The 25310-nt window shown below is 61.5% G+C and carries 20 protein-coding genes and 1 tRNA gene; 15 read left to right on the top strand and 6 right to left on the bottom strand.

Annotated elements, in window-relative coordinates:
- Positions 1-30: 30 nt before the first annotated feature.
- From mreC to ACLBWL_RS09010, 7 genes are all read left to right on the top strand, one after another.
- Entirely contained in the window at positions 31-903 is an 873-nt protein-coding gene (gene mreC / locus ACLBWL_RS09040; protein ID WP_447792298.1) for a rod shape-determining protein MreC, read from the top strand.
- A complete protein-coding gene (locus ACLBWL_RS09035; protein WP_447792296.1) occupies positions 900-1430 on the top strand; it encodes a rod shape-determining protein MreD in 531 nt (176 codons plus the stop codon). The genes mreC and ACLBWL_RS09035 overlap by 4 nt, the downstream gene beginning before the upstream one ends.
- Positions 1431-1456: 26 nt before the next feature.
- A complete protein-coding gene (gene mrdA, locus ACLBWL_RS09030; protein WP_447792294.1) occupies positions 1457-3499 on the top strand; it encodes a penicillin-binding protein 2 in 2043 nt (680 codons plus the stop codon).
- A 19-nt stretch (positions 3500-3518) separates the two neighbouring features.
- Positions 3519-4625, top strand: a complete 1107-nt coding sequence (gene rodA / locus ACLBWL_RS09025; RefSeq protein ID WP_447792292.1) for a rod shape-determining protein RodA — start codon at positions 3519-3521, stop codon at positions 4623-4625.
- 115 nt (positions 4626-4740) lie between these two features.
- A tRNA-Lys gene (locus ACLBWL_RS09020) sits at positions 4741-4816 on the top strand.
- Between the two features lie 347 nt (positions 4817-5163).
- The gene (locus tag ACLBWL_RS09015) at positions 5164-7062 is read left to right on the top strand and encodes an ATP-dependent nuclease (protein WP_447792290.1); all 1899 of its coding nucleotides are present in this window, start codon (positions 5164-5166) and stop codon (positions 7060-7062) included.
- A gap of 2 nt (positions 7063-7064) precedes the next feature.
- The gene (locus tag ACLBWL_RS09010) at positions 7065-8972 is read left to right on the top strand and encodes an ATP-dependent helicase (protein WP_447792288.1); all 1908 of its coding nucleotides are present in this window, start codon (positions 7065-7067) and stop codon (positions 8970-8972) included.
- A 50-nt stretch (positions 8973-9022) separates the two neighbouring features.
- Here the strand turns inward: ACLBWL_RS09010 and ACLBWL_RS09005 are convergent, their stop codons facing one another.
- Positions 9023-10294 carry a tyrosine-type recombinase/integrase gene (locus tag ACLBWL_RS09005; RefSeq protein WP_447792286.1) on the bottom strand — a complete coding sequence of 424 codons (1272 nt, stop codon included), beginning with the start codon at positions 10292-10294 and terminating at the stop codon, positions 9023-9025.
- 446 nt (positions 10295-10740) lie between these two features.
- Here ACLBWL_RS09005 and ACLBWL_RS09000 point away from each other — a divergent pair, with 446 nt between their 5' ends.
- Positions 10741-11922: a glycosyltransferase gene (locus ACLBWL_RS09000; RefSeq protein ID WP_447792284.1), complete on the top strand. Its 1182-nt coding sequence runs from the start codon at positions 10741-10743 to the stop codon at positions 11920-11922.
- Here the strand turns inward: ACLBWL_RS09000 and ACLBWL_RS08995 are convergent.
- From ACLBWL_RS08995 to ACLBWL_RS08985, 3 genes are all read right to left on the bottom strand, one after another.
- Positions 11856-12695: a galactosyltransferase-related protein gene (locus ACLBWL_RS08995; protein ID WP_447792282.1), complete on the bottom strand. Its 840-nt coding sequence runs from the start codon at positions 12693-12695 to the stop codon at positions 11856-11858. The genes ACLBWL_RS09000 and ACLBWL_RS08995 overlap by 67 nt on opposite strands.
- Positions 12696-12763: 68 nt before the next feature.
- On the bottom strand, positions 12764-13924 hold the full coding sequence (locus ACLBWL_RS08990; RefSeq protein ID WP_447792280.1) for a glycosyltransferase: 1161 nt from the start codon (positions 13922-13924) through the stop codon (positions 12764-12766).
- Entirely contained in the window at positions 13921-15942 is a 2022-nt protein-coding gene (locus ACLBWL_RS08985; RefSeq protein WP_447793455.1) for an HAD-IIB family hydrolase, read from the bottom strand. Before ACLBWL_RS08985 ends, ACLBWL_RS08990 begins: the two co-directional genes overlap by 4 nt.
- Before the next feature lie 691 nt (positions 15943-16633).
- On the opposite strand from ACLBWL_RS08985, the gene ACLBWL_RS08980 reads away from it, so the two are divergent.
- Positions 16634-16798, top strand: coding sequence for a hypothetical protein (locus ACLBWL_RS08980; RefSeq protein ID WP_447792278.1), 165 nt, complete (start codon positions 16634-16636; stop codon positions 16796-16798).
- A 34-nt stretch (positions 16799-16832) separates the two neighbouring features.
- Here the strand turns inward: ACLBWL_RS08980 and ACLBWL_RS08975 are convergent, their stop codons facing one another.
- Positions 16833-17498: an HAD family hydrolase gene (locus tag ACLBWL_RS08975; protein ID WP_447792276.1), complete on the bottom strand. Its 666-nt coding sequence runs from the start codon at positions 17496-17498 to the stop codon at positions 16833-16835.
- 528 nt (positions 17499-18026) lie between these two features.
- On the opposite strand from ACLBWL_RS08975, the gene ACLBWL_RS08970 reads away from it, so the two are divergent.
- The 4 genes from ACLBWL_RS08970 (at position 18027) to ACLBWL_RS08955 (ending at position 20379) form a co-directional block, all read left to right on the top strand.
- The gene (locus tag ACLBWL_RS08970) at positions 18027-19199 is read left to right on the top strand and encodes a zinc-dependent alcohol dehydrogenase (protein WP_447792274.1); all 1173 of its coding nucleotides are present in this window, start codon (positions 18027-18029) and stop codon (positions 19197-19199) included.
- A 283-nt stretch (positions 19200-19482) separates the two neighbouring features.
- Positions 19483-19605 carry a hypothetical protein gene (locus ACLBWL_RS08965; protein WP_447792272.1) on the top strand — a complete coding sequence of 41 codons (123 nt, stop codon included), beginning with the start codon at positions 19483-19485 and terminating at the stop codon, positions 19603-19605.
- Positions 19606-19732: 127 nt separating this feature from the next.
- A complete protein-coding gene (locus tag ACLBWL_RS08960) occupies positions 19733-19888 on the top strand; it encodes a hypothetical protein (protein ID WP_447792270.1) in 156 nt (51 codons plus the stop codon).
- Between the two features lie 269 nt (positions 19889-20157).
- A complete protein-coding gene (locus tag ACLBWL_RS08955; RefSeq protein WP_447792268.1) occupies positions 20158-20379 on the top strand; it encodes a hypothetical protein in 222 nt (73 codons plus the stop codon).
- A gap of 162 nt (positions 20380-20541) precedes the next feature.
- On the opposite strand, the gene ACLBWL_RS08950 is transcribed toward ACLBWL_RS08955, so the two are convergent.
- Positions 20542-21036, bottom strand: a complete 495-nt coding sequence (locus tag ACLBWL_RS08950) for a DUF427 domain-containing protein (protein WP_447793453.1) — start codon at positions 21034-21036, stop codon at positions 20542-20544.
- A 262-nt stretch (positions 21037-21298) separates the two neighbouring features.
- Between ACLBWL_RS08950 and ACLBWL_RS08945 the strand changes: the two genes are divergently transcribed.
- Positions 21299-23257 carry a glycoside hydrolase family 127 protein gene (locus ACLBWL_RS08945; RefSeq protein WP_447792266.1) on the top strand — a complete coding sequence of 653 codons (1959 nt, stop codon included), beginning with the start codon at positions 21299-21301 and terminating at the stop codon, positions 23255-23257.
- A gap of 125 nt (positions 23258-23382) precedes the next feature.
- Positions 23383-25290, top strand: a complete 1908-nt coding sequence (locus ACLBWL_RS08940; RefSeq protein ID WP_447792264.1) for a S9 family peptidase — start codon at positions 23383-23385, stop codon at positions 25288-25290.
- The last annotated feature ends 20 nt before the right edge of the window (positions 25291-25310 follow it).

Below are 25310 nucleotides of genomic sequence, written 5' to 3'. Positions count from 1 at the left end.
GGCGGCGCCAGAGGACAGGGGGACAGGCGCATGGCGCCAGCCCGCGACCGGCGCACGGGGTTTTCCCGGCGTCGGCAATATAGTGTGTTCCTGGGCTATGTGCTTGCCGTCGCCGGTGCGGTGGTGGGCCTGGTGCTGCTCGTCGCGTCGACGTTAAATCCGCCCGCGTTCGCCGCGCTGCGGATGGCAATGGCGGGGGTGACGACTCCGGTCTCGACCGGGCTCGCGTCGGTCGGGTCGGGCATCGCCGGTGTCCCCGATGCGATCGGCAACTACTTCTTCGTCAAGCAGGAGAACGTCGCGTTGCGCGCCGATCGCGACCGCACGCGCGCGTTGCTGATGCGGGCGCGGACCATCGCCTATGACAATCGCCGCCTCCGCACGCTGCTGGCGATCCGCGACCGGTCGCCCGATCCGGTGGTCACCGCGCGGCTGGTGAGTTCGAGTGCGTCGAGCGGGCGCCGCTATGCCTTGCTCAACGCCGGACGGTGGAGCGGCGTGTTGCCCGGCATGCCGGTCCGCGGCCCCGATGGGCTGATCGGCCGCGTGGTCGAGACCGGGCCGAATGCGGCGCGCGTGCTGTTGCTGAGCGACGGCGACAGCATCGTCCCCGTCCGCCGGACGCGCGACGGCCTGCCCGCGATCGCCGCCGGGCGCGGCGACGGGATGATCGACATCCGTTCGGTCAACGCGACCAATGTGCGCTTCAACGCCGGCGACGTGTTCGTGACGACCGGCACCGGCGGTATCTATGCGCCCGGCGTGCCCGTCGCGCGGGTGATGAAGGCGGGATCGGATTCGGTGATGGCGCGGACGTTCGCCGACCCCGACACGATCGACTTCGCGCTGGTCGAGCGGATGTTCATGCCGGTGCCACCGCCTCGCCCGGTGACGCGGCAATGAACCGCCCGCGCGTCGTCGACAGCGTCGACTACAAGCCGTTCGAAACCAAGCTGCCGGCGAGCCGCGCACGCGCGATCCCCTGGCTGACGGTAATGGCGGGATCATTGGTCACGATCATCCCGGTCGTCGCGACGATCCCGCTCCTCCCGCCGTTCGGCTTCGTCATGCTGCTGGCGTGGCGGCTGCTCGCGCGGTTCGCATTCCGGCCCTGGGCGGCGGCACCGCTCGGTTTCTTCGACGATCTCGTCAGCGGCCAGCCGCTTGGCAGCGCGGTGCTGATGTGGTCGCTAGCGTTCGTTGCGATCGACATGATCGAACAGCGGCTCGCCTTCCGTGACTATTGGCAGGACTGGCTGATCGCCGGCGGATTGATCGCGCTGTGCATCATCGTCGGGCGCTTTATCGCGGTGCCGGTCGGCGCGCATGTCGACACCATCCTGATCGCGCAGATCGCCGTCACGATCCTCATGTTTCCGTTCGCCGCGCGGATCGTCGCGGCGATCCAGAACAAGCGCGGTGCCGAGTGAGGAATACTCCCCGCATCGTTACCGAGATGTCGCAGGCGTACAGCTTCTCGCGTCGCGCGTGGATGCTGGGCGCGGCGCAGGGCGCGGTCGGCCTCATGCTCGCGGGACGAATGGCATGGCTGTCAATCGCCCAGAACGAGCGCTACACGATGCTGTCGGAGAGCAACCGCGTCAACATGACGCTGCTGCCCCCGCGCCGCGGCTGGATCGTCGACCGCCACGGCGTGCCGATCGCCAACAACCGCACCGATTTCCGCGTCGACATCATCCCCGACCGCCTGCGCGACAAGGAGCGCGTGCTGCCGCTGCTTGGCCGCATCCTCCAGCTGCCGCCCGAGGAAGTCGAGCGGATCGCGATCGACCTCGACCACGCCGCCGGCTTCCAGCCCGTCCAGGTCGCGGAAAATCTCGACTGGGAGCGGTTCGCCGCGGTCAGTGTGCGGCTTCCCGAACTCCCCGGCGTGGCGCCGACCCGCGGGTTCGCGCGCAATTACCCGGCGGGCGCCGCGGTCGCGCACCTGACCGGCTACGTCGGCGTGCCCAACGCCGAACAGTATAAGAAGACGCATGATCAGCTGCTAGTCACGCCCGGCTTCAAGCTCGGCAAGGACGGGCTCGAGAAGATGCTCGAGTCCGAACTGCGCGGTGTTGCCGGCGCCAAACGCGTCGAGGTCACCGCGCGTGGCAAGCTGGTCGCCGAACTGGCCACCAAGCCCGACATCCCCGGCAAGACTGCACGCCTGACGATCGACGCGGGACTTCAGGAATATGCTGCGCGACGGCTCGGCACCAATTCCGGCTCGGTGGTGGTGCTCGACTGCCGAACCGGCGAGATGCTCGCGATGGTGTCGATGCCTGCCTATGATCCGAACAGTTTTTCGGACGGGATAAGCCATCTCGAATGGCAGATGCTGAGCGACGACGACCACGTGCCGCTGATGAACAAGGTCACGCAGGGGCTGTATCCGCCGGGCTCGACCGTCAAGCCGATGAACGGCCTCGCGCTGATGAATGCGGGCGTCGATCCGCTGACCCGCGTCAATTGTTCGGGCGCGATGCGGCTCGGGACCAGCGTGTTCCACTGCCACAAGAAGAGCGGCCACGGTCCGCTCGATCTCAAGAACGCGATCATGCAGAGCTGCGACATCTATTTCTACGAGATGGCGCGGCGGGTCGGTTACAACGCGATCGCGCCGATCGCGCGCACGCTGGGGCTCGGACAGAAGTTCGATCTGCCCTTCTCGACGCAGCGCTACGGCACGGTGCCCGATCCAGCGTGGAAGCTGAAGAAGTACAAGCATGACTGGACCGTCGCGGACTCGCTCAACGCGTCGATCGGCCAGGGCTATGTGCTCGCCAACCCGTTGCAGCTTGCGGTTATGGCAGCGCGTCTCGCCTCGGGTCGCGCGTTGCAGCCGAGCATCCTCGCGGACCATGTCCACCGCGACTCCCCTACCCTCGCGATCGATTCCGAGCATCTCGCACGCGTTCGCGATGCGATGTTCGGCGTGATCAACCAGGGCGGCACCGGCGGCGCGGCGAAACTGCTGATCCCCGGCGTCGCGATCGCGGGCAAGACCGGCACGGCGCAGGTCCGCCGGATCACGATGGCGGAGCGCCGATCGGGCGTGCTCAAAAACGGGCAGCTCCCGTTCAAGATGCGTGACCATGCGCTCTTCATCGGCTTCGCGCCTGCCGACAATCCGCGTTACGCGCTGGCGGTAGTGCTGGAGCATAACGGCCATACCGTCCGCAACCTCGACACCCCGATGATCGGCCGCGACATCATGACCTATATGCTCGACCGCGAGCGCGCGCTGAAGTCGCTCGCCGAGGTCGAACCGACCTGGGGCGGCGACATCCGCACGCGCATGGCGGCGACCGCGGAGGCGTACCGTGCCGCGCAATCCGCGCCCCCCGCGGCGATCGCCACCAAGACCGACGCGATCGTGCCCAGCGACGCGCCCGCGGTCGAGAACGCGACCGACATGGCCAACGCCACGCAGGAGGCACTCACCACCCCCGGCAATACCGTCGCCGAAGACGGTTCGCGGGATCGCCAGCAATGACCGAAAACAAGCGCCGTCCATGAACCGCATCGTCCCCGAACCGCTTGCCAAACTACCGTGGCGCGTCCTCCTGCTGGTGGTCGCGATCGGCTGTTTCGGCCAGGTCGTGCTGTATTCCGCGGCGGGCGGCTCGCTCCGGCCCTGGGCACTATCGCAAGGTCTGCGCTTCTTCGTGCTGCTGGGCGGCGCGATCGCGCTGTCCTACGTCCCCGAACGGACCTGGAAGGCGGGCGCCCTGCCCGCCTACGTGCTGATCGTGCTGTCGCTGGTCGCGGTCGAGATCCTCGGCAAGGTCTCGGGGGGCTCGCAACGCTGGCTCGACCTCGGCTTTATCCGCCTGCAGCCGTCCGAATTCATGAAACCGGCGATCATCCTCGCCTGCGCGAAATTCTACGATATGCTGCCCGCCAACGAGACGCGGCGGTTCGGCGCGATCTGGCCCGCCGCGCTGCTGATCGGCATTCCCGCCGGGATCGTGATGAAGCAACCCGATCTCGGCACCGCGCTGATGATCTGCTCGGGCGGCGCGACCATCATGTTCCTCGCTGGCGTGCCGTTGCGGCTGTTCGCGGGCGGCGCGATCGCTGCGGCGGTGGCGATCCCGCTGGCGATCAACTTCCTGCTCCACGATTACCAGCGCAACCGCATCCTGATCTTCCTCGATCCGGAGAGCGATCCGCTCGGCACCGGCTATCATATCAGCCAGTCGAAGATCGCGATCGGTTCGGGCGGGATCTGGGGCAAAGGCTTCCTCCAAGGTACGCAGAGCCATCTCGACTACCTCCCCGAGGGCCATACCGACTTCGTCTTCGCGACGATGGCGGAGGAATGGGGTCTGGTCGGCGGGTGCCTGCTGATCCTCGCGTTCATCCTGGTGATCCGCTGGGGAATCGAGGTCGGCCAGCGCGCCAACAGCCGCTTCGCGCGCCTGACCGCCGCCGGCCTAGCGACGACGATCTTCTTCTACGTCGCAATCAACCTGATGATGGTGATGGGCCTTGCGCCCGTGGTCGGCATCCCGCTGCCGCTGGTGAGCTTCGGCAGCTCGGCGCAGATGACCGTGCTGCTGTGCCTCGGAATCCTGATGTCGATCGACCGGCAAAATCGCAAAACCGTCGGCTGGTAGGCAAAAAGCACGCCGCGGAGGCACAAAAGGGGTTGCGGCCTCCGTCGAGTCTGCTAACAGCGCCCCTCCAGCAGCGGGGCGCCACACCAGGGCGCCGTAAAAACCGCCCCGGAATGGACGCATAGCTCAGTTGGTAGAGCAGCTGACTCTTAATCAGCGGGTCCTTGGTTCGAGCCCAAGTGCGTCCACCATTCTTTTCAGACACTTAGCTCTGATTTTCGCGCAGCGATCTCCCCCTGATCAATCTCCAAGCTACAACGGGGCAACAGCGAAGCGAAAGTAGCTGCCTTGCGATATGTCATCGCGGCCGACGTTCGACGATCTTGTGCACCAGTGGACGAATCCATCGGGCTCAATGTTGCGTCCGCAGGGCGGGAGATTTTGCTGACCGCGCTTTGCGACTGAGCCACTTTGAACGCGGGAGGATCGCCGCTCCGCCAGCACCTCCATCGACGGCAATGGACACTGGCAGTTGGCGCAAATCAGGTTCTATCGTTAGCGTCGCGCTTCGGGGGACATTGAAGTGCAAATCAAACGTGTGAAAATCGCCAATTTCCGTTCGATCCGCGAAGCCGAAATTGACCTAAGCGAAACGACGGTTCTCATAGGCCCCAACAACGCGGGGAAAACCGCGATCTTAGAAGCGATCAGGATAGCGTTGACGCGGCGGTGGGGGCAGCGAGGAACCGGCTTCACCGAATATGACGTCCACCTTTGTGCCACCCGCTTGGATCCGAAAGTGGGCGACCCCGTGGTCATCGAAATTGAGATGCAGGAAAGCACTCCGAATGAATGGCCGGAGGAGCTGCATGAAACTCTGGCTGATATTATTCAGCTCAACCCTATTACGGGTCAGTCGTCGATCATTTTGCGGGTTAGCTGCGGCTGGGATGATGGTGAGCAGGCATACATACCAAGTTGGCAATTTCTAAACGTGGATCGCAGCCCCCTTGTCGGCAGAGGCGCAAGGTCGACCAACTTTCAAGAGTTTTTCTCATTCTTACCGGCGTTCTATCTGGCCGCGTTGCGCGACGCTAAAGACGAGTTCTCAGCTGGAAGTCAGTTTTGGGGCAGAATACTCCGAGCAGTTCAAATTCCTGAACACCTCGAAAAACAATCTATTCGAGTTTTTAACTTACTTAACAAAAAACTCTTATACGCCGATCCAAAGCTTGGTACATTATCGGACGAGCTGTCCGCAGTTAGCCGAGTTGCAACATCGGGCACCCCCGGACAGGCAAATTTACGCGTGCTCCCCATGAACACGTGGGATTTGCTTTCGAAAGCTGAGGTCATCTATCAAACGGATGCTGCAAAGCCATGGCTTCCGCTGGCGAGGCACGGGCAAGGCGTTCAAAGCTTGTCCGTTATGTTCCTGTTCAAATCGTTTCTCAGCCTTTTACTGCCTGAGCTTTACAGGCCTGAAAGTACCGCTGTGCTCGCGCTCGAAGAGCCCGAAACTCACCTTCATCCACAAGCGGCCCGGAGTTTGTTTCGCCACATTGGAGAGCTACCGGGACAAAAGATTGTGTCGACCCACTCCCCATACTTCCTACAACACGTCCCCTTCCGAGATTTGCGTGTTGTTAAAGCAACTCCAAATGGGACAGCCGTCTTCTCACTACCAAAAGAGTTCCGCGTCCAACTTCCGAACCTTCCTTCTATTGCGGCCGTCCTTGCCGCGAACCCCAACTTTATTTCATATGATAGCGGCCTTGGCGAGTTGGTAATCGGCGGAGAAATGCCACCTGTTATCTTTCAAGCTTTATTGGTCGCGTATTTTGGGCAACCTGATACGGCCCAATATCACGCGAAGCTGAGAGTCATTAAAGATAAGTCAACCGAGTTCATTTCTGACGATGAACTCCAGAAGTTAGAGACTTACGCGAGACGTATTAGAGGCGAGATATTTTTTGCTCGGAAATGGCTATTGGTCGAGGGGCAATCCGAGTACCATCTAATGCACGGGATCGCTCAGGGGATGGGCTACAACTTAGACGAACATGGTATTTCTGTGATTGATGCCGTCAACAACGGAAACCCAGAAAGCTTCGCTGTGCTGGCTAGAGCGTTAGGTTATCCTTGGGTAATGGTTGTGGATGGCGACAATGCCGGCAACCGATATGTGAATTCAATCTCGCGCCGGGGATTTTCGGCCCCTGCTATGACCCAGCGGGTAAGCCAATTGCCGGCTGGATATTTGGAGCAGCAACTGGTCGCAGACGGTCTTCAGCCAGAGCTAAAGGCCATTCTTACACAACTGGGCGTGGCGGGTGCCGCAATCTTAACGGACGCCGGCTTGATAGACGCCCTCAAGGGCGACAAAGCTGGATACGCACAAGTGCTCGCGAACCAATGCTCGCGCGACCCCGCACTAGCTTTACGGATGCCTGCGGCCTTCCGGCAGGCCATAACGACCATTCAGGGATTGGAATAACCATGAGCGCAGTTCAACAGGCATTGGACGAGCTGACCGACGCTCAGGCGGCAGCGGTAAGCTGGGACGCCGGCTCATTGTTCGTGCTCGCAGGACCGGGTTCGGGCAAAACTCGAGTGCTTACGACCCGCGTCGCGCGAATTTTGAATGAAACGCCTGACCGGTCGTTCCGGATTCTCGCTTTGACATTTACAAACAAGGCCGCGGACGAAATGTCAGCGCGCGTCGCTGCGCTCGTACCTGACCAGCAGCAGCGGGCTGCAATCGGAACCTTTCACTCCTTTTGTATGCAGATGCTTCAGCAACACGGAGCACACGTAGGGATCAAGCCCGATTTTGCGATCTATTCGCTAGAGGCCGATCGCATGGACCTCCTGAAAGATGCGATCAGAGAGGCTTCGTTAGACCCTGACAGTGAGCGTTATTTACCCGTGATCGATAAGCTTAAGGCGCAACTCATCGGCCCAGAAGGTAGCGCACTACGTTTTCGCGATACTGCGACGGGACTGAAGGTCGAGGCAACCTACAAAGCATATGACGAGGCTCTACAGCGGTCGAACGCGCTCGATTTCGGCTCCCTGATAATCAATGCCTACTTGCTCGTCAGCAAATTCCCAGGCGTGTCGATGCACTATAGAAGGTCATACGCGTACTGGATGTTCGACGAGTTTCAGGACACGACCGACGGGCAGTATCGGCTGATACGCGCATTAGCCGGAGACGAATTCAAAAACGTCTTTGCCGTTGCTGATGACGACCAAATTATATATCAGTGGAACGGTGCGAGTTATCAGCAAATACAAAGATTCCGAGCAGACTACAAACCCGCCGAAATACAACTTCCAACGAACTATCGCTGCCCTCCGAGCATCGTTGCAGCTGCTAACAAGCTCGTAATCCATAATACCCAGCGCACTTCCACCAAGCAGCCACTACTTGCCGGTAAAACCAAACTTCTTTATCCAGATCAACAACATATTCGAGTAGCGCGCTATTCAAGCGAGGACGCCGAAGTTAGTGGAATAGCCGAAGGCATTAGTCAGGTCCCACCCGCTCGCAGGAGCGAGGTCGTCGTGCTCGCTCGCACTAGGGCGCTGCTGGACAAAATGCACGCAGCGCTTGCCGCATTAAGCGTCCCAGCGAATCTCGCTGTTCGACGCGATGACTTTCGATCCGCTCAGTTTCTCTGGCTGGCGGCCACACTTCGGCTCGCAAGCCGTCCAATGGATCGGCGCGCGTTCGAAGCTCTTATAGGTGCGTTTAATAGGTGGTTTGATAGCGACCTGCGCTCTGACGAGCTAGTTTTAGCTGCCAACCTTTCTGCCCGGTCCTTCTTAGCGGAGTGGATCCAAGCCGTCTCAGTGAACTCCGATAGCCGAGTACAAAGCATGGCCGAAATGACTGAATTAATTGCTGAACAGCCATCACGCTTTCGAGACTTCATCAGTCAGTTTTTGGAATTATTGCCAAGCGAAGAGAATGAAATCGCGGATGACGTAGGCGAAGACAAGTCTGCTTGGATGAGCCTCTCCCGAAGCATCGGACAGTCTATAGGTCGTGATGCACCGCTTGAAATGTTTTTGCAGGAATTAGCGCTTCGGTCGAAGGAGCCACCTCTACCGGCCGACTCCGTTTCTTTGATGACGATCCACGGAGCAAAGGGTAAAGAATTCGATCACGTTTATGTCATCGGTTTAGCGGAAGATGTCTTACCCAGCTTTCAGAGCTTAAAAGCGGGTGAGGATAGCGCTGAGATGGAAGAGGAGCGGCGAAACTGCTTTGTAGCAATTACGCGTGCTCGTGAATGGTTATGTCTATCCTACGCAGATCGGTATCGCGGTTGGGCCAAACAGCCGTCACGCTTTCTGACCGAAATGGAAATCGCCCTACCACCCGTGCCGATTGCCTGACGACTCGCGCTCAAGCGGTAGGCGATTTTTTCGTGCGGCTGCACGATAGCTTACGAAGGAGGTGGGATCAGGCTGTCGAGATGATCAGCCCATAATTGAAGCGCTTGCTTCTTTTCTGCAAAGTACTCCCAACGGTTATAGATACGACGGATGCCGATCTGTTTATGGTTCAAGATGCGCTCCACGACCTCCGTACTGATGAGCGGCCGGAAGTTGTCATCGAGAAGCCCGGTCATTCCCGTTGCCACGCTGCGTCGGAGATCGTGAAGGGACCATGGAACTACGTTTTTTCGATCACGGGCCGCTATGCGGGCCATAAGTTCACGCATGCCTGATACGGACTTACTGTACCCGCTCAGTGGTCGTTCGGGGCCATTGCGACCGGGCCAAACGTACTCGTAGTTGCCCGCGAAGCGCCGGCGATTACACAAAAGGCGCATCGCTTGTGAGGAGAGCGGGAGAACAAGTTCATTCCCATTTTTGCTGCGTTCCGATGGCAGAGTCCATGTATCCTTCGAGAAATCAAACTCGGACCAGCGAGCCTCGAAAGCCTCGGTGCGACGTGCTCCAGTTAGAAGGATGAACAAGGATGGTTCTGCAAGTCTTGATGCGCTCGCATTAAGAATGGAGATCAATATCGACAGTTCATAATCTGAGAGAAATCGATCACCTTCTTTAGCTTTCTCGAGCTTCACAACGTGTTGGGAAGGGTCTACTTCTAGTCTCGTCACTACCCGACCCTTTGTGACACACCACCGGAAGAAGCGCTTGATCAACGCAACGATATTGTTTGACATGATCGGCGCGGTTTCAGACTTTTCTAGTACAATTCTCGCGAGATCGTCATACCTTATTTTGTAGATAGATTTGTCACCAAGGATGGGTTGAATGTCCTTCCGGTAGATACGCCACTTCTCGGCTGCAGACTTTCTCTGACCGCCTTCCTGAGCCATGTACCTCTCAAACGCCCAATCTACGGTCTTAGTCGAAACGATGGCTGGCTCGTAAGGCAGTGCACTACCGCTCAGGACAGGATCGTGCCCCCTCTCCTTCTCCAGCATGATCGACGATGCGAACTCCCTGGCCGCTTGTACCGAGTAAGCTGGGTGACTGCCAAGCGTGAACGTCTTTACGCCATCGGGCGTCCTACCTTTCCAATTCCAAACCTTCCGGCCGGTTGGATACACAGACAGACCCAGACCCTTAATTTCCGCATCCGCGACACGGTACAACTCCGGCATCAAAGGCAGGGCCCTAACCTTAGCATCCGTGAGAGATTTTCCGAGCAACCGAACCTCCAGCAACAGTGAAGCAACTGGCACCCTTGTCGTCGAAATTTGGTTTATTTTCAAATTTTAGCGTGACTTAGCACACATCTAGTATAGTTATATTCTAACTCAACCGTACGGTTACTTGTCCCACGGCGTTGTGGTGTTCGAGTAGAGGCAGAATATACTCTTCAATACCGAATCAGCTGCATCATGCAGCAACAGCCAAGCTACACCCCCCACAACACCGAGCAAAAAGAGCTTGTTATTCGTCCGTAAAGCTTCGCTATCATATTGATAAACCACAGATTATTTTTATTCTGCAGGGCTCTTAATCAGCGGGTCCTTGGTTCGAGCCCAAGTGCGTCCACCATTTTTCTCTATATACATTTGGCATTTAGCTCGGTCCCACCTATAGGTCTGGGCCGGAACGGGCTCGTACTGTAACCAGTTTTGTAACCTCGACCGGGGTCTTCTCTCTCGGGCGCGGTGTTACGCTGGTGGGCACGATCGCGCCTTTGGGGTGTTTCAACTTCATGAGCATCGCCGAGTCTGCCAAACCCGCACCTGCGGCCAATGATAAATGCGCGCCTTTGCGGATCGCCGTCATCGCCCATCTTCGTCATCCGATTGCGATGCCGTTCATGGGCGGCATGGAAGCGCATTGCCATCAGCTCGTCACAGCGCTGATCGCACGCGGCCATGATGTTACGCTGTTCGCCAGCGGCGACAGCGACCCCGTGCTGCAGCTTCATCCCATTGCCGAACGCCATTATGAGGCCGTGCTGCCTTGGGCGCAGTGGCACGGAACGCCGGAACTCACCGCATTCCAAGACGTCGCCTTTCGTCACGCATGGGACGTGATCAGCGGTAGTGACTTCGATATCGTTCACAACAACACGATGCACCCGACGTTGCACATCCTCGCGAAGCGCGATTGCAAACCCATGGTGACGTCGCTCCACGTGCCCCCATTTGCCGGACTGGCCGACTCCATCGGTGCCAACGCTGCAGCCTGGATGCGCCAGACGACCACGTCTCAGGCGCATCTGGCAACTTGGTGGAGCGCGCCACCCGAGACCGCAACGGTTGTCCATAACGGCATCGACACCTCACGCTGGCGATTCCGTCCGGCTGGCAACGCTCGGGCGGTCTGGGCTGGTCGAATAACTCCGAACAAGGGCACCGCAGTGGCACTTGAGGCCGCGCGTCTCGCCGACATGAAGCTGGACGTTATCGGGCCAGTCGACTGCATGGATTACTTCACCGATCAGGTCGCTCCATTACTTGATCATCGTCGCGTCTATCACGGCCTTCTCGGCGGCCAAACCTTGGTCGATGCTGTCGGTTCGGCATCGGTATTGCTCTCCACCCCCATGTGGGACGAACCGTTTGGCTTGATCGCAGCTGAGGCGTTGGCCTGCGGCGTGCCCGTCGCAGCGCTCGATCGCGGAGCAATGCGCGAAGTTGTAGGCGACTGCGGTGTCCTCGCGACCGATGCCCCCTCGCTCGCAAACGCGATTAGTAGGTCGGTGGCCCTTTCTCGCACGGCATGTCGCGACAGGGTCGAACGGCTGTTCTCGCTGACATCGATGGTGGCCGGCTATGAACGTTCCTATGCCGCGGCGATCGCAGCTTCGCGCATTTCGAGCTGTGCCAGAACTACCGATGTGCTCGCATAGGGCTGGTCGACCTGCTGCCGGGTCAACGCCAGATCATCATCCCTGACCTCGCGCAGCCGTACATACTCGCCGTCGCGCAGCGTGATCAGGCCCATCAGCGTGAAGGCCTTGAGCCAATGCTCCATGGTGAAATGCCCCCATTTCTCGCGAAAGCGCGCGGCGTTGGCGATCACGCTGTCGACATGGTGGACAGGTGGCATGTGATGCGGGTGGTATTGATGATAGACCCGCGCCCCACGCACCCAGTTGATCGGCACGCCTGCGGTCATCGCGACGCGCCCGAAATCTGTGTCCTCCCCGCCATAGCCCACATAGCGTTCGTCGAACCCGCCGAGCGCGAGGAACGTTGCGCGCCGCATCGCGAAGTTGAGCGACCAGAAACAGCGATAGTCGGTACAATCGCCGAGCGCCTCGACCGGTGGCCCCGCCCGTTCGGAATGCTTGACCCCGATCGCGGCGAACCGGTCGAAATCGAGCCCCCCCGCCGTGGCCCCCGACGGCAGGTACAAGACCTCGCCCATCAGCACCGCATCGACCGACCGCAACTGCGCCCGATAGTCCGCGACGAGCGACGTCTCCGGAATGCAGTCCACGTCAAGAAAGATCAGATGTTCGCCATGCGCTGCCTGGGCAGCGGCGTTCCGCGCCGATGCCAGCGGGATGCCGTCGGAGCCCATCATGATCTGCCGCACCGGAAACCGTGTCTCAGGCAGCTCATACGCCTCGCTCTGCATCACCGCGATCACGAGTTCGCCGGGCGTTTGCGTCTGCATATCGAGAGAGCGGACGACGTTGGCCAAGTGGTCCGAGCGTCCATGGGCAAGCGTACAGATCGAGACAGTCATCGTAGGCCTTCACTGATAGGATGATCCGCAGGGGCAAGTTCGGGCGCCGGTGCGACGCCGACCGGCGTCCAGGCCGAGTCCGTCACGCGCGAAATCCATGATGCGGCGTTGCGCGCCGCATTGGCGTCGTAGAGTGCGCGTTGTCGCGAAACGTCGAGCGATGCGGCGCGCGTCCAGGCTCGCGCCCATGCCCCGACATGCGACGGCCAATGTTCGAGCATGATCGCGGCGCCATCTTGATCGAGCACCCGCGCTTTCCACAGCTGTTCGTCGAAATAGCGCCATTCGGGTACGACGATCCAAGGCCGGCCGACCGCCGCTATCATGTGGACCGTCGTATTGCCCGCCGAGGATACGACACGATCCGCGGCCGCGATGTACAGCGCTGGCGTATCGACCCACCCGAGATGCTTAAGGTTGCCCGGCGCCGTCGCGTGCCACTCCTGCTGGACCGACCCGATCGTCAGCCAAAGCACGTCGGGCTCGGCGCGTGCGCCGAGCGTGAGTGGGGTTGCAGGCGTGCCAGTGCCCCCGCCGCCGGCGATAACAACGACGATCTCGGCATCGCGCGGCAGTCCAAGCACGGTGCGGGCCGCGTCCCGCTCGATCGCGTCGATCTGAACCCCCACGCCTGGCGCATAGTGTGTCTTCGCGAGCATCCACGCCGGCCGTCCAGGCTGCTCGAGCGACGGCGCATAGGGCGCCAAGATCCCAAGCGCTGATTCATACGCCGCCATATGCCCCGGATCGCTGCGGTCGCCGTGCTGGAGGACGGTTACGCACGGGACCGACGCGATCCGGGCAAGCTGCGCCAGTTCCGCCGACACGTCGGTAATGAACAGTGCAGGCTGGGCGGTATCAAACCAGGTCGCGATAACCGCGACAGCTTGCGTGATGCTCTTCCAGCCGAGCGGCGCGCAATGGAGGCTGGCCGGCGTCGGTGCATTCGCCAAGCCGACCGGCTCGTCACCGACCGCTTCGAACAGCGACGGAATCGTGCGCAGCGTCACGTTCGCGGCGAGCGGCGGAAAGATGTCTGCGCGCGCCGAGAACAGCACGACTGGCTGGTCGCCGGGCAACGCGTTGACAATCGCCGCGGACCGCTCGGCATGTCCCCGCCCTTGATGATGGACAAAATACCCGATCGGCCGCTTCATGCCGCGCGCGCCATGGCAAAGGCGCGCATGCCCTCGACGACGCCGGCGGCATGCGCACGCCGTGCAAGGTAGATTGTCGGGCGCCCGATCAGTTCGGCTAGCTCCTTACTGTAATTGGCGACAAGGATGCCGTTGTGGCACTGCGCGAGCATATCAAGATCGTTGCCGCTATCGCCCGCGGCATAGACTTGATCGGGCGCCACCCCCAAGGCGCGCGCCGCCCATTTCATCGCCGCGCCCTTGCCGGCACGCGCCGGAACGATGTCGAGCAGTCGTCCGTGACTGTGGATGACGCGCACCGGCAGATCGACGACCGACCTGCGGATGGCAGCGACTACTGAAGGCTCCTCCGCGAAATAACTCCGTTTGTGGCGCCGTTGCTCGACGGCCGGCTGGCGCTCGACTCCTGGAAGGCCCGAAATACGCGCATCGACCGCTGCCGCGTCCCAGCCGCGATCGATATGCGCAGCATAGTCGGCATCCGCGGCGAGCCGGGCACCGTCACGCCAGTAGATTTCCGCGCCAACAGACGTAATCAGAACGTCGGGCGCGGGTTGCCCCCATTCCCCGAGCAACCGCTCGGCTTCCTGCAGCGACCGTCCGGTCGCGACCCCGAAGGCGAGGTTTGGCTCGGCCTTGAGATACGCCGCCATGCCATGCGCTCCGATGGTGCATCCGGTCAGTGTATTGTCGATATCGCAGAGCAATAACCGCGACGCGCGCGGTTTCACCGCAGCAACCGTGGAAAGACCGTCGACGATCGCGACGAACCGCGCGGCGTATCCATGCCAATCAAGCGTCCGCGCATTGACGCGCCCGGCGCTCGAAGCACGTGCCCATTCGATCTCATCATCGAGCAACGCGTTGATCGCAGCCGCGAAGCTCGCATGGTCACGCGGATCGGCAACGATGCCATGCCTCAACCGCGCGACGATGTCCGCAGGACCGCCATGGCAGGTCGCCACCACCGGCAACCCGTGCAGGGCAGCCTCAGTCAGCGTCAATCCATAGGGTTCGGTCAGCGCGGGGTTGACGAAGATACCCCGCGTTTCCCGCGCAAGAGCGTAGAGCGCGGCAACATCGTCGGTCGTATGGCGCTTGGGCAGCGCCAGCGTGCCATAAAGATCGTGTCGGTCGAGCCCAGCGAGCAGGCCCGCGATGACGCTCCGCTGTTCCTCCTCGCCCGTATCGGGCCCATCGCGCAGGCCCGCCACGATCACTAGATTAGCGCGATCGCGCAGCCGTGCATCGGTCGCAAAAAGATCGATCAGGCCACTAAGGTTCTTCTTGGCGACGGGCCGCGCAATGGCGAGAATCATCGGCTTGTCTGGCTCTCGCAGAAACGGCACGATCAACTCCCGAGCGCCGGTCAGATCGCTTGGCGCGGTATAGGCGAGGCCGGCCCCTGGTGGCACACAGTGGATCTTAGCGGGACAAGCCGAGGGATACGACATCAGTTGCCGCTCGGCCTCGTCGCGCGAGGATGCAATAATCGCATCCGCCGCGGCGATCGCTCGATTCTCCTCGGAGATCCTCGGCGCCATGGCGTGGCTCAGCCCCGGCGCCGAGTTCCCCTTGTCGATACCCAGCGAGTGCGCGGTGTAGATGAAGGGGATGCCGAAACGCTCACGAACCAGCGCGGCGACGTCGGCGGCGTCGGCAAAATGGGCATGGATCACATCGGGGCGCTGCTCGAACGTTGCGATATGCGCAAGCAGCGCGTCGGCGAAAGCAGGACGATCAGCCGCCGCAGCGCCCTTGCACAGATATTGCCGATCGGCGGTTCCGATGCGACGGATCGCGAGTTTTTCTGTTATCGGCTCGAAAGGCACGGCATAGGCCGCGCCTAGGTCCGCATCTTCGATCAAGCGTGTGACGATCTCTACCCTGTCGACATCGTGCCGCGCCGCCAGCGCTTGGGCAGCTCCCAGCGCATAGGTGATATGTCCGCCCGTATCTTCGGTTAGGCCGAATTCAATAGGCGGTCCTTTCAGGCACCCGCCAAGGGCAATCGACATGATGAACAAGGGATGGAAAGCCTTAAATCAAAAGATAACCGCTCCTGTCGGAACTGACTATATTAACGCAGGGTTCATGTTGTGGTTGCGTGTTCTAAACCCAACTAGTCCAGTTTAATACTGATTTGCATCAGCATGAAGAACGTCGGGGCAAGCTGGCTGGTTTGGAAGATGACGGCGCGTTGTCGGTCCACGCGGTCACGGCGGAGGGCATCAGGCCGAAGATACCGGTGCGGCCCAAGGCGGCGGTCCATCCGACGGCGTATGTACGACAGCTGGTTGAGAACGCATCAAACGCAAATTCGCGAAGACAAAAGCGTAGGCTGCCAGAATGCCCGCAGCGTCTCGATCCGGCGATCGGGGCGGAACCGGTGATGAGCGCTCCGTTAATGACTCCGATCGATGCGCCGATGATCCAGTCGGGCTGGAAGCCATGCTCGTATAGCGCCTCGTCGACACCGCCTCGAACGCGCCGAGCAATGAGGACGAGCACAAGTTCGAAGGCGCCACGGCCCCTGCCCCCTGCCCCTGCCCCCTGCCCCTGCGGCCTCTGCCGTCACTGGCTTTCCCTCGTTCGGCTGAGCGCCACGGCGATACCGGCACCAAGAACACCGAGCAGCAGGGTTGAGCTTCTGCATCTGCAATATGGTGCTCGACGATCGCGCGGTCGCTGAGGATCGAGCCGACATTTATGTTAGCCCCACCCCGTCCGCGCAAATGCCATGTCGCTAACGTCAACGACGCAGATCGCGACGCGTTCGTCGACGGCCGACAGACGACCGCTCCACGCCGCGTAGACTCCGCGACGGTCGCGAGGCCGTTGCCGCTGGTTGCGCCGGTGACGACGATCACCTGATCGCGCAGGAGTTTCAGAGTGATGCCCATCTCGATCAACGCCCCAGCGGCGAGGTCGCGTAGCCGGCGAGCAAGGCCGCCACGTCGTCGTAGATCGCGATCGCGCCCGCAGATTGCAGTTGCTCGTCTCTGAACTTGCCCGATCGAACCGCGACCGCAGCAATGCCGCATTTCTTCGCTGCCTCGATATCATAAGGCGTGTCGCCGACGACGATCACTTCGGTGGGGTCGATCCCCGACAGTTTCTTGAGCGCGGTCGCGAAGATGTCGGGCGCGGGCTTGGTCTTCTCGACATCGTCACTGCTCGTCGTTGCGGCGATCAGGTCGCGCGCTTCGAGCAGATCGATATAGTGGTCGAGTTCGGTCTCCGACGCCGACGATGCCAGGACGACGCACTGCCCCAGACCATGCGCATGCGCCAACAGCGCGTGCGCCTGCGCGAACGGCTTGGCGGCCTTCAGAAATTTTGCCTGGAAGATCGCGCCGTGCGTGTCGCCCAGCTCTTGCTGCTGATCCTCGTCCGCGTCGGGCAAGAGCGTCGGCACGAGCATGTCCGTTCCTTTGCCGATCTGGTCGTGGATCACCTGGCGGTCGAACGATGCACCGACGGTAGCAAACGCCTCTTCCCAAGCAACGACATGCATGTCGTTGGTATCGACGAGCGTACCGTCGATATCGAAGAGAATGGCTTTGATCTTCATAAGGGTGTCCTGAAACTGAAATCATACGCCCGCTGATCGGGCACGCTGATCGAACTGCCCCAGCGGCATCAAGGCGCCGCCGTCGAACAGAATGTGCGGCGTGCGACAGCATCCTAACGGTTCAATCCGAGAATTGGCCCCGCTTACCCCGATATTTCGAATGCCGACACGATCCCGCACAACAACGCACAGGAACTATATCGCACTCGTAACGAAGTTGATGATCGGCGCTATTTGCCAACCCTATATGATTTTTAGATATTTTCGTGTTTTTACCGATATTAATTCATCGTGATCGATACTGATATCGATCAACACAAAATTTAAATCGCGGATATTGGCCGGCGACAGGAACGATGATGCCGCTCGAATCGCTATACTCTCCAGAACATGCGCTGGCGCACGGCGGAAACGTGGAAGCGCAGCAACCCGACGTTGGCCGCGAGATCGTATGGCTTCCAAATCGATCGACCGACATCTGCGATGTTCGCGATTTCATTACTATGATTCTATTATGGAGATTCTCTGATGCGTGCACTGGTTTGGCATGGAAAAGGTGACGTTCGGGTCGACACGGTCACCGACCCAGAAATCAAGCATCCGCGTGACGCGATCATCAAGGTTACGGCCTGCGCGATCTGTGGGTCCGACCTTCATCTGCTCGACGGATATCAGCCGACCATGCAGGCCGGCGACATTCTAGGACACGAGAATATGGGCGTCGTCGTGGCACTCGGGTCCGAAGTCACCAATCTGAAGATCGGCGACCGCGTCGTCGTGCCCTTCACGATCAGCTGCGGCGACTGCTTCTTCTGTCGAAAGGGTCTGTTCTCGGCGTGCGAGCGGACCAACCCGAACTCGGAGATGGCGATCAAGGCGATGGGCCATTCGCCCGCCGGCCTGTTCGGGTTCAGCCACATGCTGGGCGGCTATTGCGGCGGTCAGGCCGAGTATCTGCGCGTGCCGATGGCCGATATCGGCCCGATCAAGGTGCCCGACAATGTCACCGACGACCAGGCGCTGTTCCTCTCGGACATCTTCCCGACAGGCTATATGGCCGCCGAGAACGCCAACATCGAGGCCGGCGATACCGTTGCGATCTGGGGCTGCGGCCCAGTCGGGCAGTTCGCGATCCGCTCCGCGCTGATGCTTGGTGCCGGTCGCGTGATCGCGATCGACGAAGTTCCTGAGCGCCTGGCGATGGCCGAGGCCGGTGGTGCGGAGACGATCAACTTCGCCGAGGTCGACAGCGTCTATGACGAGCTCCAGTTCCGCACCAAGGGTCGTGGTCCCGACAGCTGCATCGATGCGGTAGGCGCAGAGGCCTCGGGGCACGGCGCTGTCGACGCGATCATCGACAAGGTGAAGGCCGCGACGTTCCTCGCGACCGACCGCGTGCACGTGCTGCGCGAGGCGATCATGAGCTGCCGGATGGGCGGCACGGTGTCGATCCCCGGCGTCTATGTCGGGATGGGCGACAAGATCCCGATCGGCGCGATGATGAACAAGGGGCTGACGATCAAGACCGGCCAGACGCACGTCCAGGCCTATACCAAGCCACTGCTCGCGCGGATCGAGGCGGGCGATATCGACCCGAGCTTCGTCGTGACGCACCCGGCAAGCCTTGAGGATGCGCCCGAGATGTACCAGAAGTTCCGCGACAAGCAGGACGGCGTCATCAAGGTCGTGCTGCGACCGTAACCCCTTTCCGCACCGGTCCACGCATGTCGAGTGGACCGGTGCGACCTTCTATTGATCCGCTCCATTCAGAAGGACGTACCGATGAGTGACAAGGTTCACACTCCCGTTCCCGGCAATCCGGCAAGCAAGGGCGCCCCGGACGGCGTATCGGACTCGCCCCGCGGCGGCGACGACGTCCATGGTTGCAGCGAAGGAGGCGGCAGTGCGGCCAACGGCGTCGCAGGTTCTGGCGGTGGTGACCGTACGACGATAGCCGCCGACCCGGATGCCGATCGCGAACCCCATGCGATCGCCGCCGCAGGCCGCACGATCAGCGTCGTCGAGCATCGCCGAAGCCGAGGCGAACGGCAAGATCGGCACCGACGCACGCTACGAGGAAGAGCAAGCCAAGCCAGGCGCCGGCTGACACCGCAACACCGAACCCTCGCGATTTTGAAATTCAAGACCAACCACCGCACACATCGCGCGGTGGAAACTCAAAGACGAACCCGCGTCTGCACCCGAAGATTCTACACCGACGTACTGAAGCACCTATGGTCGGCACACGACCCGATGAAGAAGGTCCTGAAGAAGATCACGTCGAGGGCGAGCGACGTTTGCTGAAAGACCTGCTTACCAGGTCGCAGGCTGGTATCGAGAAACACACCGATCTGCTGAGTGGCGTCAACATCGACCCTGAAGACGAATAGATTACCCGTCCGCCGGCCTAGCGTCGGCGGGCGATGATCCGATTCAGGTAGACGACGGAAGCGACTCGAGATGACAATTTCTCCTGATCGAACCAGCCCGACGCTCGGCAATAGTGACAGGCACAGTTCGATCTGTCTCCCCAGGCGGGCCTTGAACAGTAGCGACACCGCCGTCACGAACCTCTATAATTAGTATGGGCTATTTACCTATCTCCTCGGGCGGAATAGCCTGCCGGTGTCGGAGTGATTCCGCATCAGGGAGAAGGTCTATGAACAAGTCTCGCTTAGCTGTTGTCGCAACCCTCGCCGCAGCATTGGTCGGAATGTCTCAGCCGTCGATCGCTGGCAGTGATCCAGCGAGCGACTATGCTCGCAGTGTGTGCTTGAGCAATGGCTGGAAGGCGCTCGGTTATTCGACCTATCTCGAATGCTACAACTATTTTTACCAGGTACACGGCACGCCCGATCAGCCCGAAGATCCGTTCGGCTGAGACAAATCGTTGGACATGCGTCCCAGGCGCATGTCGGGCGTGCCTTATCACGGTTAGTTTTCACTAACTTGTTAAGCCGGCACTGCGAGACCCTAACTTTTAATGACTATTAGGGTTTTCCGGTGCCCGCTCGTTCGTCTTAAAATGGTGCTCTTGCCGCCCCTACCAGAACCGACTGCCAGGAATGCCTTTGAACGGGCCGGCGAGGTCTGTGGTTATCCACCCACCGTAGAAGCCGCCGGGCTGGGGGATGACGCGTTCGCCATCGACGAGGCATCGGTCGAACGGCGTCGCGTAGAAGGCGATGTGATTGCGCAGGCTGGCGAAGGACGACGTCGGGGTCGGATAGCTCCAGGCCGCGTCGGGGAACACGTCGCCCGCGATCACGACGTCGTAATAGATCGCCTGCCCCTTCCATTCGCAGAATGACCCTCGTCCCGAGCGCCGGAGAGCCGAGGCCAAGACGTCTTCGGGCGGGATATAATAGCTTGGCGGATGGCTGGTTTCTAGCGTGCGGACCGCTGACCGCGTGTCCGCGAGGATAACGCCGCGATGCTCCATCACGATATGGCGCGAGGTCGGTTCGGCGATCGCCGGTCGGGGGAACTGCCACACGCTCGTCTGCCCCGGACCGACGGGATCGGGTACGGGCCTCACGACCGACATGCTGCCGAGCGGATGGCACACTGCCGCGCTGCACGACGTGGCAAGGCGACTTTCTCGAGGACCTTTGGCATTCTTTGCTCCTCCCGGCGAATATGACGCACATTTGAATAAAAGCGAAGTCGCGGCTCCGACGTTCCCTCGGTCGCCCGCTGGCAGCGTCGCCTTCAGTTAGTCGACCAGTTCCCGCTTTATCCACGGTCGAATGCTGCTATCAAATACTCCAACAAGACGCGTGATGATCTTAGGAGCGGGCATGGCTGACGACTGTTGCAGGGGCGGTTCGCGCCGGGATTTTCTCGTGAGTGCGGGGACTGCCGCGCTGTCGGCCGGGTCGTTGCTGGTCGACACGCGGTCGATCGCCGCCCTGCCCGCGCCGAACGCTGCCACGAACCCGGCGGCGACGGTGACGCCGTTCGATCTCTCCGACGTCACGCTGGGCGACAGTCCGTTCCTGCATGCGCAGCGCCAGACCGAGGCGTATCTGCTGACGTTGCAGCCGGACCGGATGCTGCACAATTTTCGCGTGAACGCCGGACTGAAACCTAGGGCGCCAGTCTATGGTGGTTGGGAGTCCGATCCGACCTGGGCGGACATCAACTGCCACGGCCACACGCTCGGCCATTATCTGTCGGCGTGTGCGCTCGCGTATCGGTCGACCGGCACCGCCTCGTACAAACGCAGGGTCGACTATATCGCGCGTGAACTGGCCGCCTGTCAGAAAGCCGCGAACAGCGGACTGGTCTGTGCCTTTCCCGATGGCGCCGCATTGGTGGCGGCGCATCTGCGGGGCGAGCCGATCACCGGGGTACCGTGGTATACTTTGCACAAGGTGTACGCCGGTTTGCGCGACGGGGCGGTGCTGGCGGACAGCGCGACGGCGCGCGCGGTGCTGCTGAAACTCGCCGACTGGGCGGTGATCGCGACGCGGCCGCTGAGCGACGTGCAGTTCGAGACGATGCTCGAAACCGAGCATGGCGGCATGAGCGAGGTGTTCGCCGACCTGTACGCGATGACCGGCAAGGCGGAGTATCGGCAGCTGGCGGAGCGGTTCGCGCAGAAGGCGATCCTGATTCCGCTCGCCAAGCGCCGCGATATGCTCGACGCGATGCACGCGAACACCCAACTGCCCAAGATCATCGGCTACCAGCGGGTGTGGGAGATCACCGGCAAGCCCGAATATCATGCGGCGGCGGCGTTCTTCTGGCAGACAGTGGCGCTGACCCGGTCGTTCGCGACCGGCGGGCACGGCGACAACGAGCATTTCTTCCCGATGGCCGATTTCGCCGATCACGTCTTCTCGGCCAAGGGGTCCGAGACCTGCTGCCAGCACAATATGCTCAAGCTCACACGGGCGCTGTTCCTGCACGATCCGCAGGTGGCGTATGTCGATTATTACGAGCGAACGCTGTATAACGGCATCCTCGCCTCGCAGGATCCCGATAGCGGGATGGCGACGTATTTCCAGGGCGCGCGTCCGGGGTACATGAAACTGTACCACACCCCGGAGCACTCGTTCTGGTGCTGCACCGGCACCGGCATGGAGAACCACGTCAAATACCGCGATTCGATCTATTTTCACGATGCCGACGCGCTCTACGTCAACCTGTTCCTGCCGTCGTCGGTGCGATGGCGCGACAAGGACGCGGTCGTCACGCAGACGACGAGCTTCCCCGAGACGCCGACGACCACACTGCGATGGAATTCGAAGCGACCGACCACGGCAACGCTGAAACTGCGGCATCCGCATTGGAGCGAAACCGCGGTCGTGCTGGTCAATGGCGTCGAGACCGCGCGCTCGACCGCGCCCGGCCGCTATGTCGACGTCGCGCGGACGTGGCGCGATGGCGACCGAGTCGAACTACGGCTCGCGATGGACGTCGCGGTGCAGCATGCACCCGCCGCGCCCGACATCGTGGCGTTCACCTACGGCCCGCTGGTGCTCGCGGGTGCGCTCGGCCGTGACGGACTGGCGGCGGGGTCGGACATCATCGTCAGCGAGCGCAAATATGGCGAGTATAACGCCGTGCCGTTCGCGGCGCCGACTCTGGCCGGCGATCCCGCCACGATGGCGGCGGCGATACGTCCCGGCTCCAAGCCGCTCGAATTTGCGACAGTATCGGCCGAGGGGCAGCCGATCCGCCTGATCCCGTATCACCGGATCGCGCACGAGCGGTACGCAACCTATTGGAAGGTCACGCGCGGGGCGGTCTGACGTACGATCGGCGGCGATGCCGTTCATATTAAAGGACGATCATCGATTTGGTTGGCGCGGCGGCACTTGTGGGTTGGGGTGGACGCGGTAAGCAAGGCGACACCTGCCGTCTGCCGGAGCTTTCGATGCGTCTTACCCTTGCTGCTGCCCTTCTCGCCGCCACATCGCCGGCCTCCGCCCAGACGCTGCACCAATATGGCGGTCTGGCCTTGTCCGCCACCGGTGACCGCCTGGCGACGATCGAGGGCAATGGCGCGCACGGCGTCGTGACGATCCGCAGCGCCGCCGACGGCCATGTGCTGCGGACGATCGATCCGTGTCCGAGCTGCAGCTATGCGGGGCTGACCTTCGCACCCAATGGCGATCTGGTATTTCTCAGCCGCGACACTGCCGCCGGGACCGTCACGCTGACCTATGCCGATGCGAAGACCACCCGCACCGTCGCGACGATCGGCGGCATCGCGCAGACGCCGCGCGTTTCGCCCGATGGCAAGCGGGTCGCGTTGCTGGTGACGCTGGGCGCCGCCAAGGAATCGGGCGCGACGCAGGCGGGCGTCCGCATGATCGGCGAGATCGGCGAGAAGAACGATGAGCAGCGTCTCGCGGTGTTCGACCTGACGCGGACGACCACGAGCGTGAAGCCCCTCTCCCCCGCCGGACGCTATGTCTACGAATATGACTGGACGCCGGACGGACGCGGCTTCGTCGCGACGACCGCGCTCGGCAATGGCGACAACAACTGGTGGGTGGCGACGCTCGATGCGATCGATGCGCAGACCGGCGCGGTGCGGTCGATCGCCAAGCCGGCGACGCAGATCAACCAGCCGAGGGTTTCGCCGGACGGGCGCACGGTCGCCTATATCGGCGGGTTGATGAGCGATTTCGGATCGATCGGTGGCGACGTCTACACGGTCGGGCTCGGCGGCGGGACTCCACGCAACATCACGCAGGGTGCCAAGGCGACGGTGACGACGATCGACTGGAGCCAGTCCGGGCTGCGCGTCGTGACGCTCGCGGGCGACAAGGTCCAGTTCGGGACGCTGACACCGGGCCAGTCGGTCGTCACCAATTTTTCGAAGCCGGTCAGCACGACGGCGGGCGACGGCCGGGCGGCGTTTTCCGCCGATGGCCGGATCGCCGCGGCGGTGGTGCAGGATTACGAACGTGCGCCAGCGATCTATGCGGGACCGATCGCCAACCAGGGTGTCGGGGTGAAACAACTCACGCATGACAACGACGCCGCCCCGGCGCTCGCCGCCGCGCGCAGCATAAGCTGGAAGAACGACGGCTACGACGTGCAGGGGTGGCTGCTCGCGCCGCGCGTCGCGCCGAGCGACAAGGCGCCGATGATCACCATCGTCCACGGCGGTCCTTCGGCCGCATCGACGCCGAACTATCTCTATCCGACCTCGCTCAACGCCGCGCTGGTGAAGGCGGGCTATTACGTGTTCCTGCCCAATCCGCGCGGCAGTTACGGCCAGGGCGAGGCGTTCACCGCGGCCAACAAGCGCGATTTCGGCGGTGGCGACCTGCGCGATATCCTCGCCGGCGTCGATGCGGTCGAGCGCGTCGCGCCGGTCGACGACAGGCGGCTCGGCCTCGGCGGGTGCAGCTATGGCGGGTTCATGGCGATGTGGGCGAACACGCAGACGGACCGCTTCAAGGGCATCGTCGCGGGCGCCGGCCTGTCGAACTGGGTCAGCTATTACGGCACCAACGGCATCGACCAGTGGATGCTGCCGTTCTTCGGCAAGTCGATGTACGACGATATGAAGGCATATGAGGACGTGTCAGCGATCTATCAGGCCAAGCGGGCGAAGACGCCGACCTTCATCTATGTCGGCGAGCGCGACATCGAAGTGCCGCCGACCCAGTCGATCGAATGGTGGCATGCGCTGAAGGACCGCAACGTGCCGGTCAGCCTCGTTATCTATCCCGATGCCGGCCACTGCGTCACCGGGCAGGAACAGTCCGCCGACGTCCGCCAGCGGTCGATCGCGTGGTTCGACCGCTATGTGAAGAACGCCCGCTAAGGCTTCAGTCCGCGAAGTCC

The sequence above is a fragment of the Sphingomonas sp. M1A8_2b genome (assembly GCF_053345535.1).
The sequence above is the reverse complement of the archived record's forward strand: the minus strand, read 5'-3'. Positions and strand labels throughout refer to the sequence as shown.

Bases quoted from the DNA above. Each gene is read 5' to 3' on its own strand.
- mrdA (WP_447792294.1), top strand. From the start codon at position 1,457: ATGTCGCAGGCGTACAGCTTCTCGCGTCGCGCGTGGATGCTGGGCGCG.
- mreC (WP_447792298.1), top strand. From the start codon at position 31: ATGGCGCCAGCCCGCGACCGGCGCACGGGGTTTTCCCGGCGTCGGCAA.
- ACLBWL_RS08975 (WP_447792276.1), bottom strand. From the start codon at position 17,498: ATGAAGATCAAAGCCATTCTCTTCGATATCGACGGTACGCTCGTCGAT.
- ACLBWL_RS08955 (WP_447792268.1), top strand. From the start codon at position 20,158: ATGAACAAGTCTCGCTTAGCTGTTGTCGCAACCCTCGCCGCAGCATTG.
- ACLBWL_RS08990 (WP_447792280.1), bottom strand. From the start codon at position 13,924: ATGAAGCGGCCGATCGGGTATTTTGTCCATCATCAAGGGCGGGGACAT.
- ACLBWL_RS08980 (WP_447792278.1), top strand. From the start codon at position 16,634: ATGTTAGCCCCACCCCGTCCGCGCAAATGCCATGTCGCTAACGTCAAC.
- ACLBWL_RS08965 (WP_447792272.1), top strand. From the start codon at position 19,483: ATGCGATCGCCGCCGCAGGCCGCACGATCAGCGTCGTCGAGCATCGCC.
- ACLBWL_RS09035 (WP_447792296.1), top strand. From the start codon at position 900: ATGAACCGCCCGCGCGTCGTCGACAGCGTCGACTACAAGCCGTTCGAA.
- rodA (WP_447792292.1), top strand. From the start codon at position 3,519: ATGAACCGCATCGTCCCCGAACCGCTTGCCAAACTACCGTGGCGCGTC.
- ACLBWL_RS08945 (WP_447792266.1), top strand. From the start codon at position 21,299: ATGGCTGACGACTGTTGCAGGGGCGGTTCGCGCCGGGATTTTCTCGTG.
- ACLBWL_RS08985 (WP_447793455.1), bottom strand. From the start codon at position 15,942: ATGTCGATTGCCCTTGGCGGGTGCCTGAAAGGACCGCCTATTGAATTC.
- ACLBWL_RS08970 (WP_447792274.1), top strand. From the start codon at position 18,027: ATGCGTGCACTGGTTTGGCATGGAAAAGGTGACGTTCGGGTCGACACG.
- ACLBWL_RS08940 (WP_447792264.1), top strand. From the start codon at position 23,383: ATGCGTCTTACCCTTGCTGCTGCCCTTCTCGCCGCCACATCGCCGGCC.
- ACLBWL_RS08995 (WP_447792282.1), bottom strand. From the start codon at position 12,695: ATGCAGACGCAAACGCCCGGCGAACTCGTGATCGCGGTGATGCAGAGC.
- ACLBWL_RS09010 (WP_447792288.1), top strand. From the start codon at position 7,065: ATGAGCGCAGTTCAACAGGCATTGGACGAGCTGACCGACGCTCAGGCG.
- ACLBWL_RS08960 (WP_447792270.1), top strand. From the start codon at position 19,733: ATGGTCGGCACACGACCCGATGAAGAAGGTCCTGAAGAAGATCACGTC.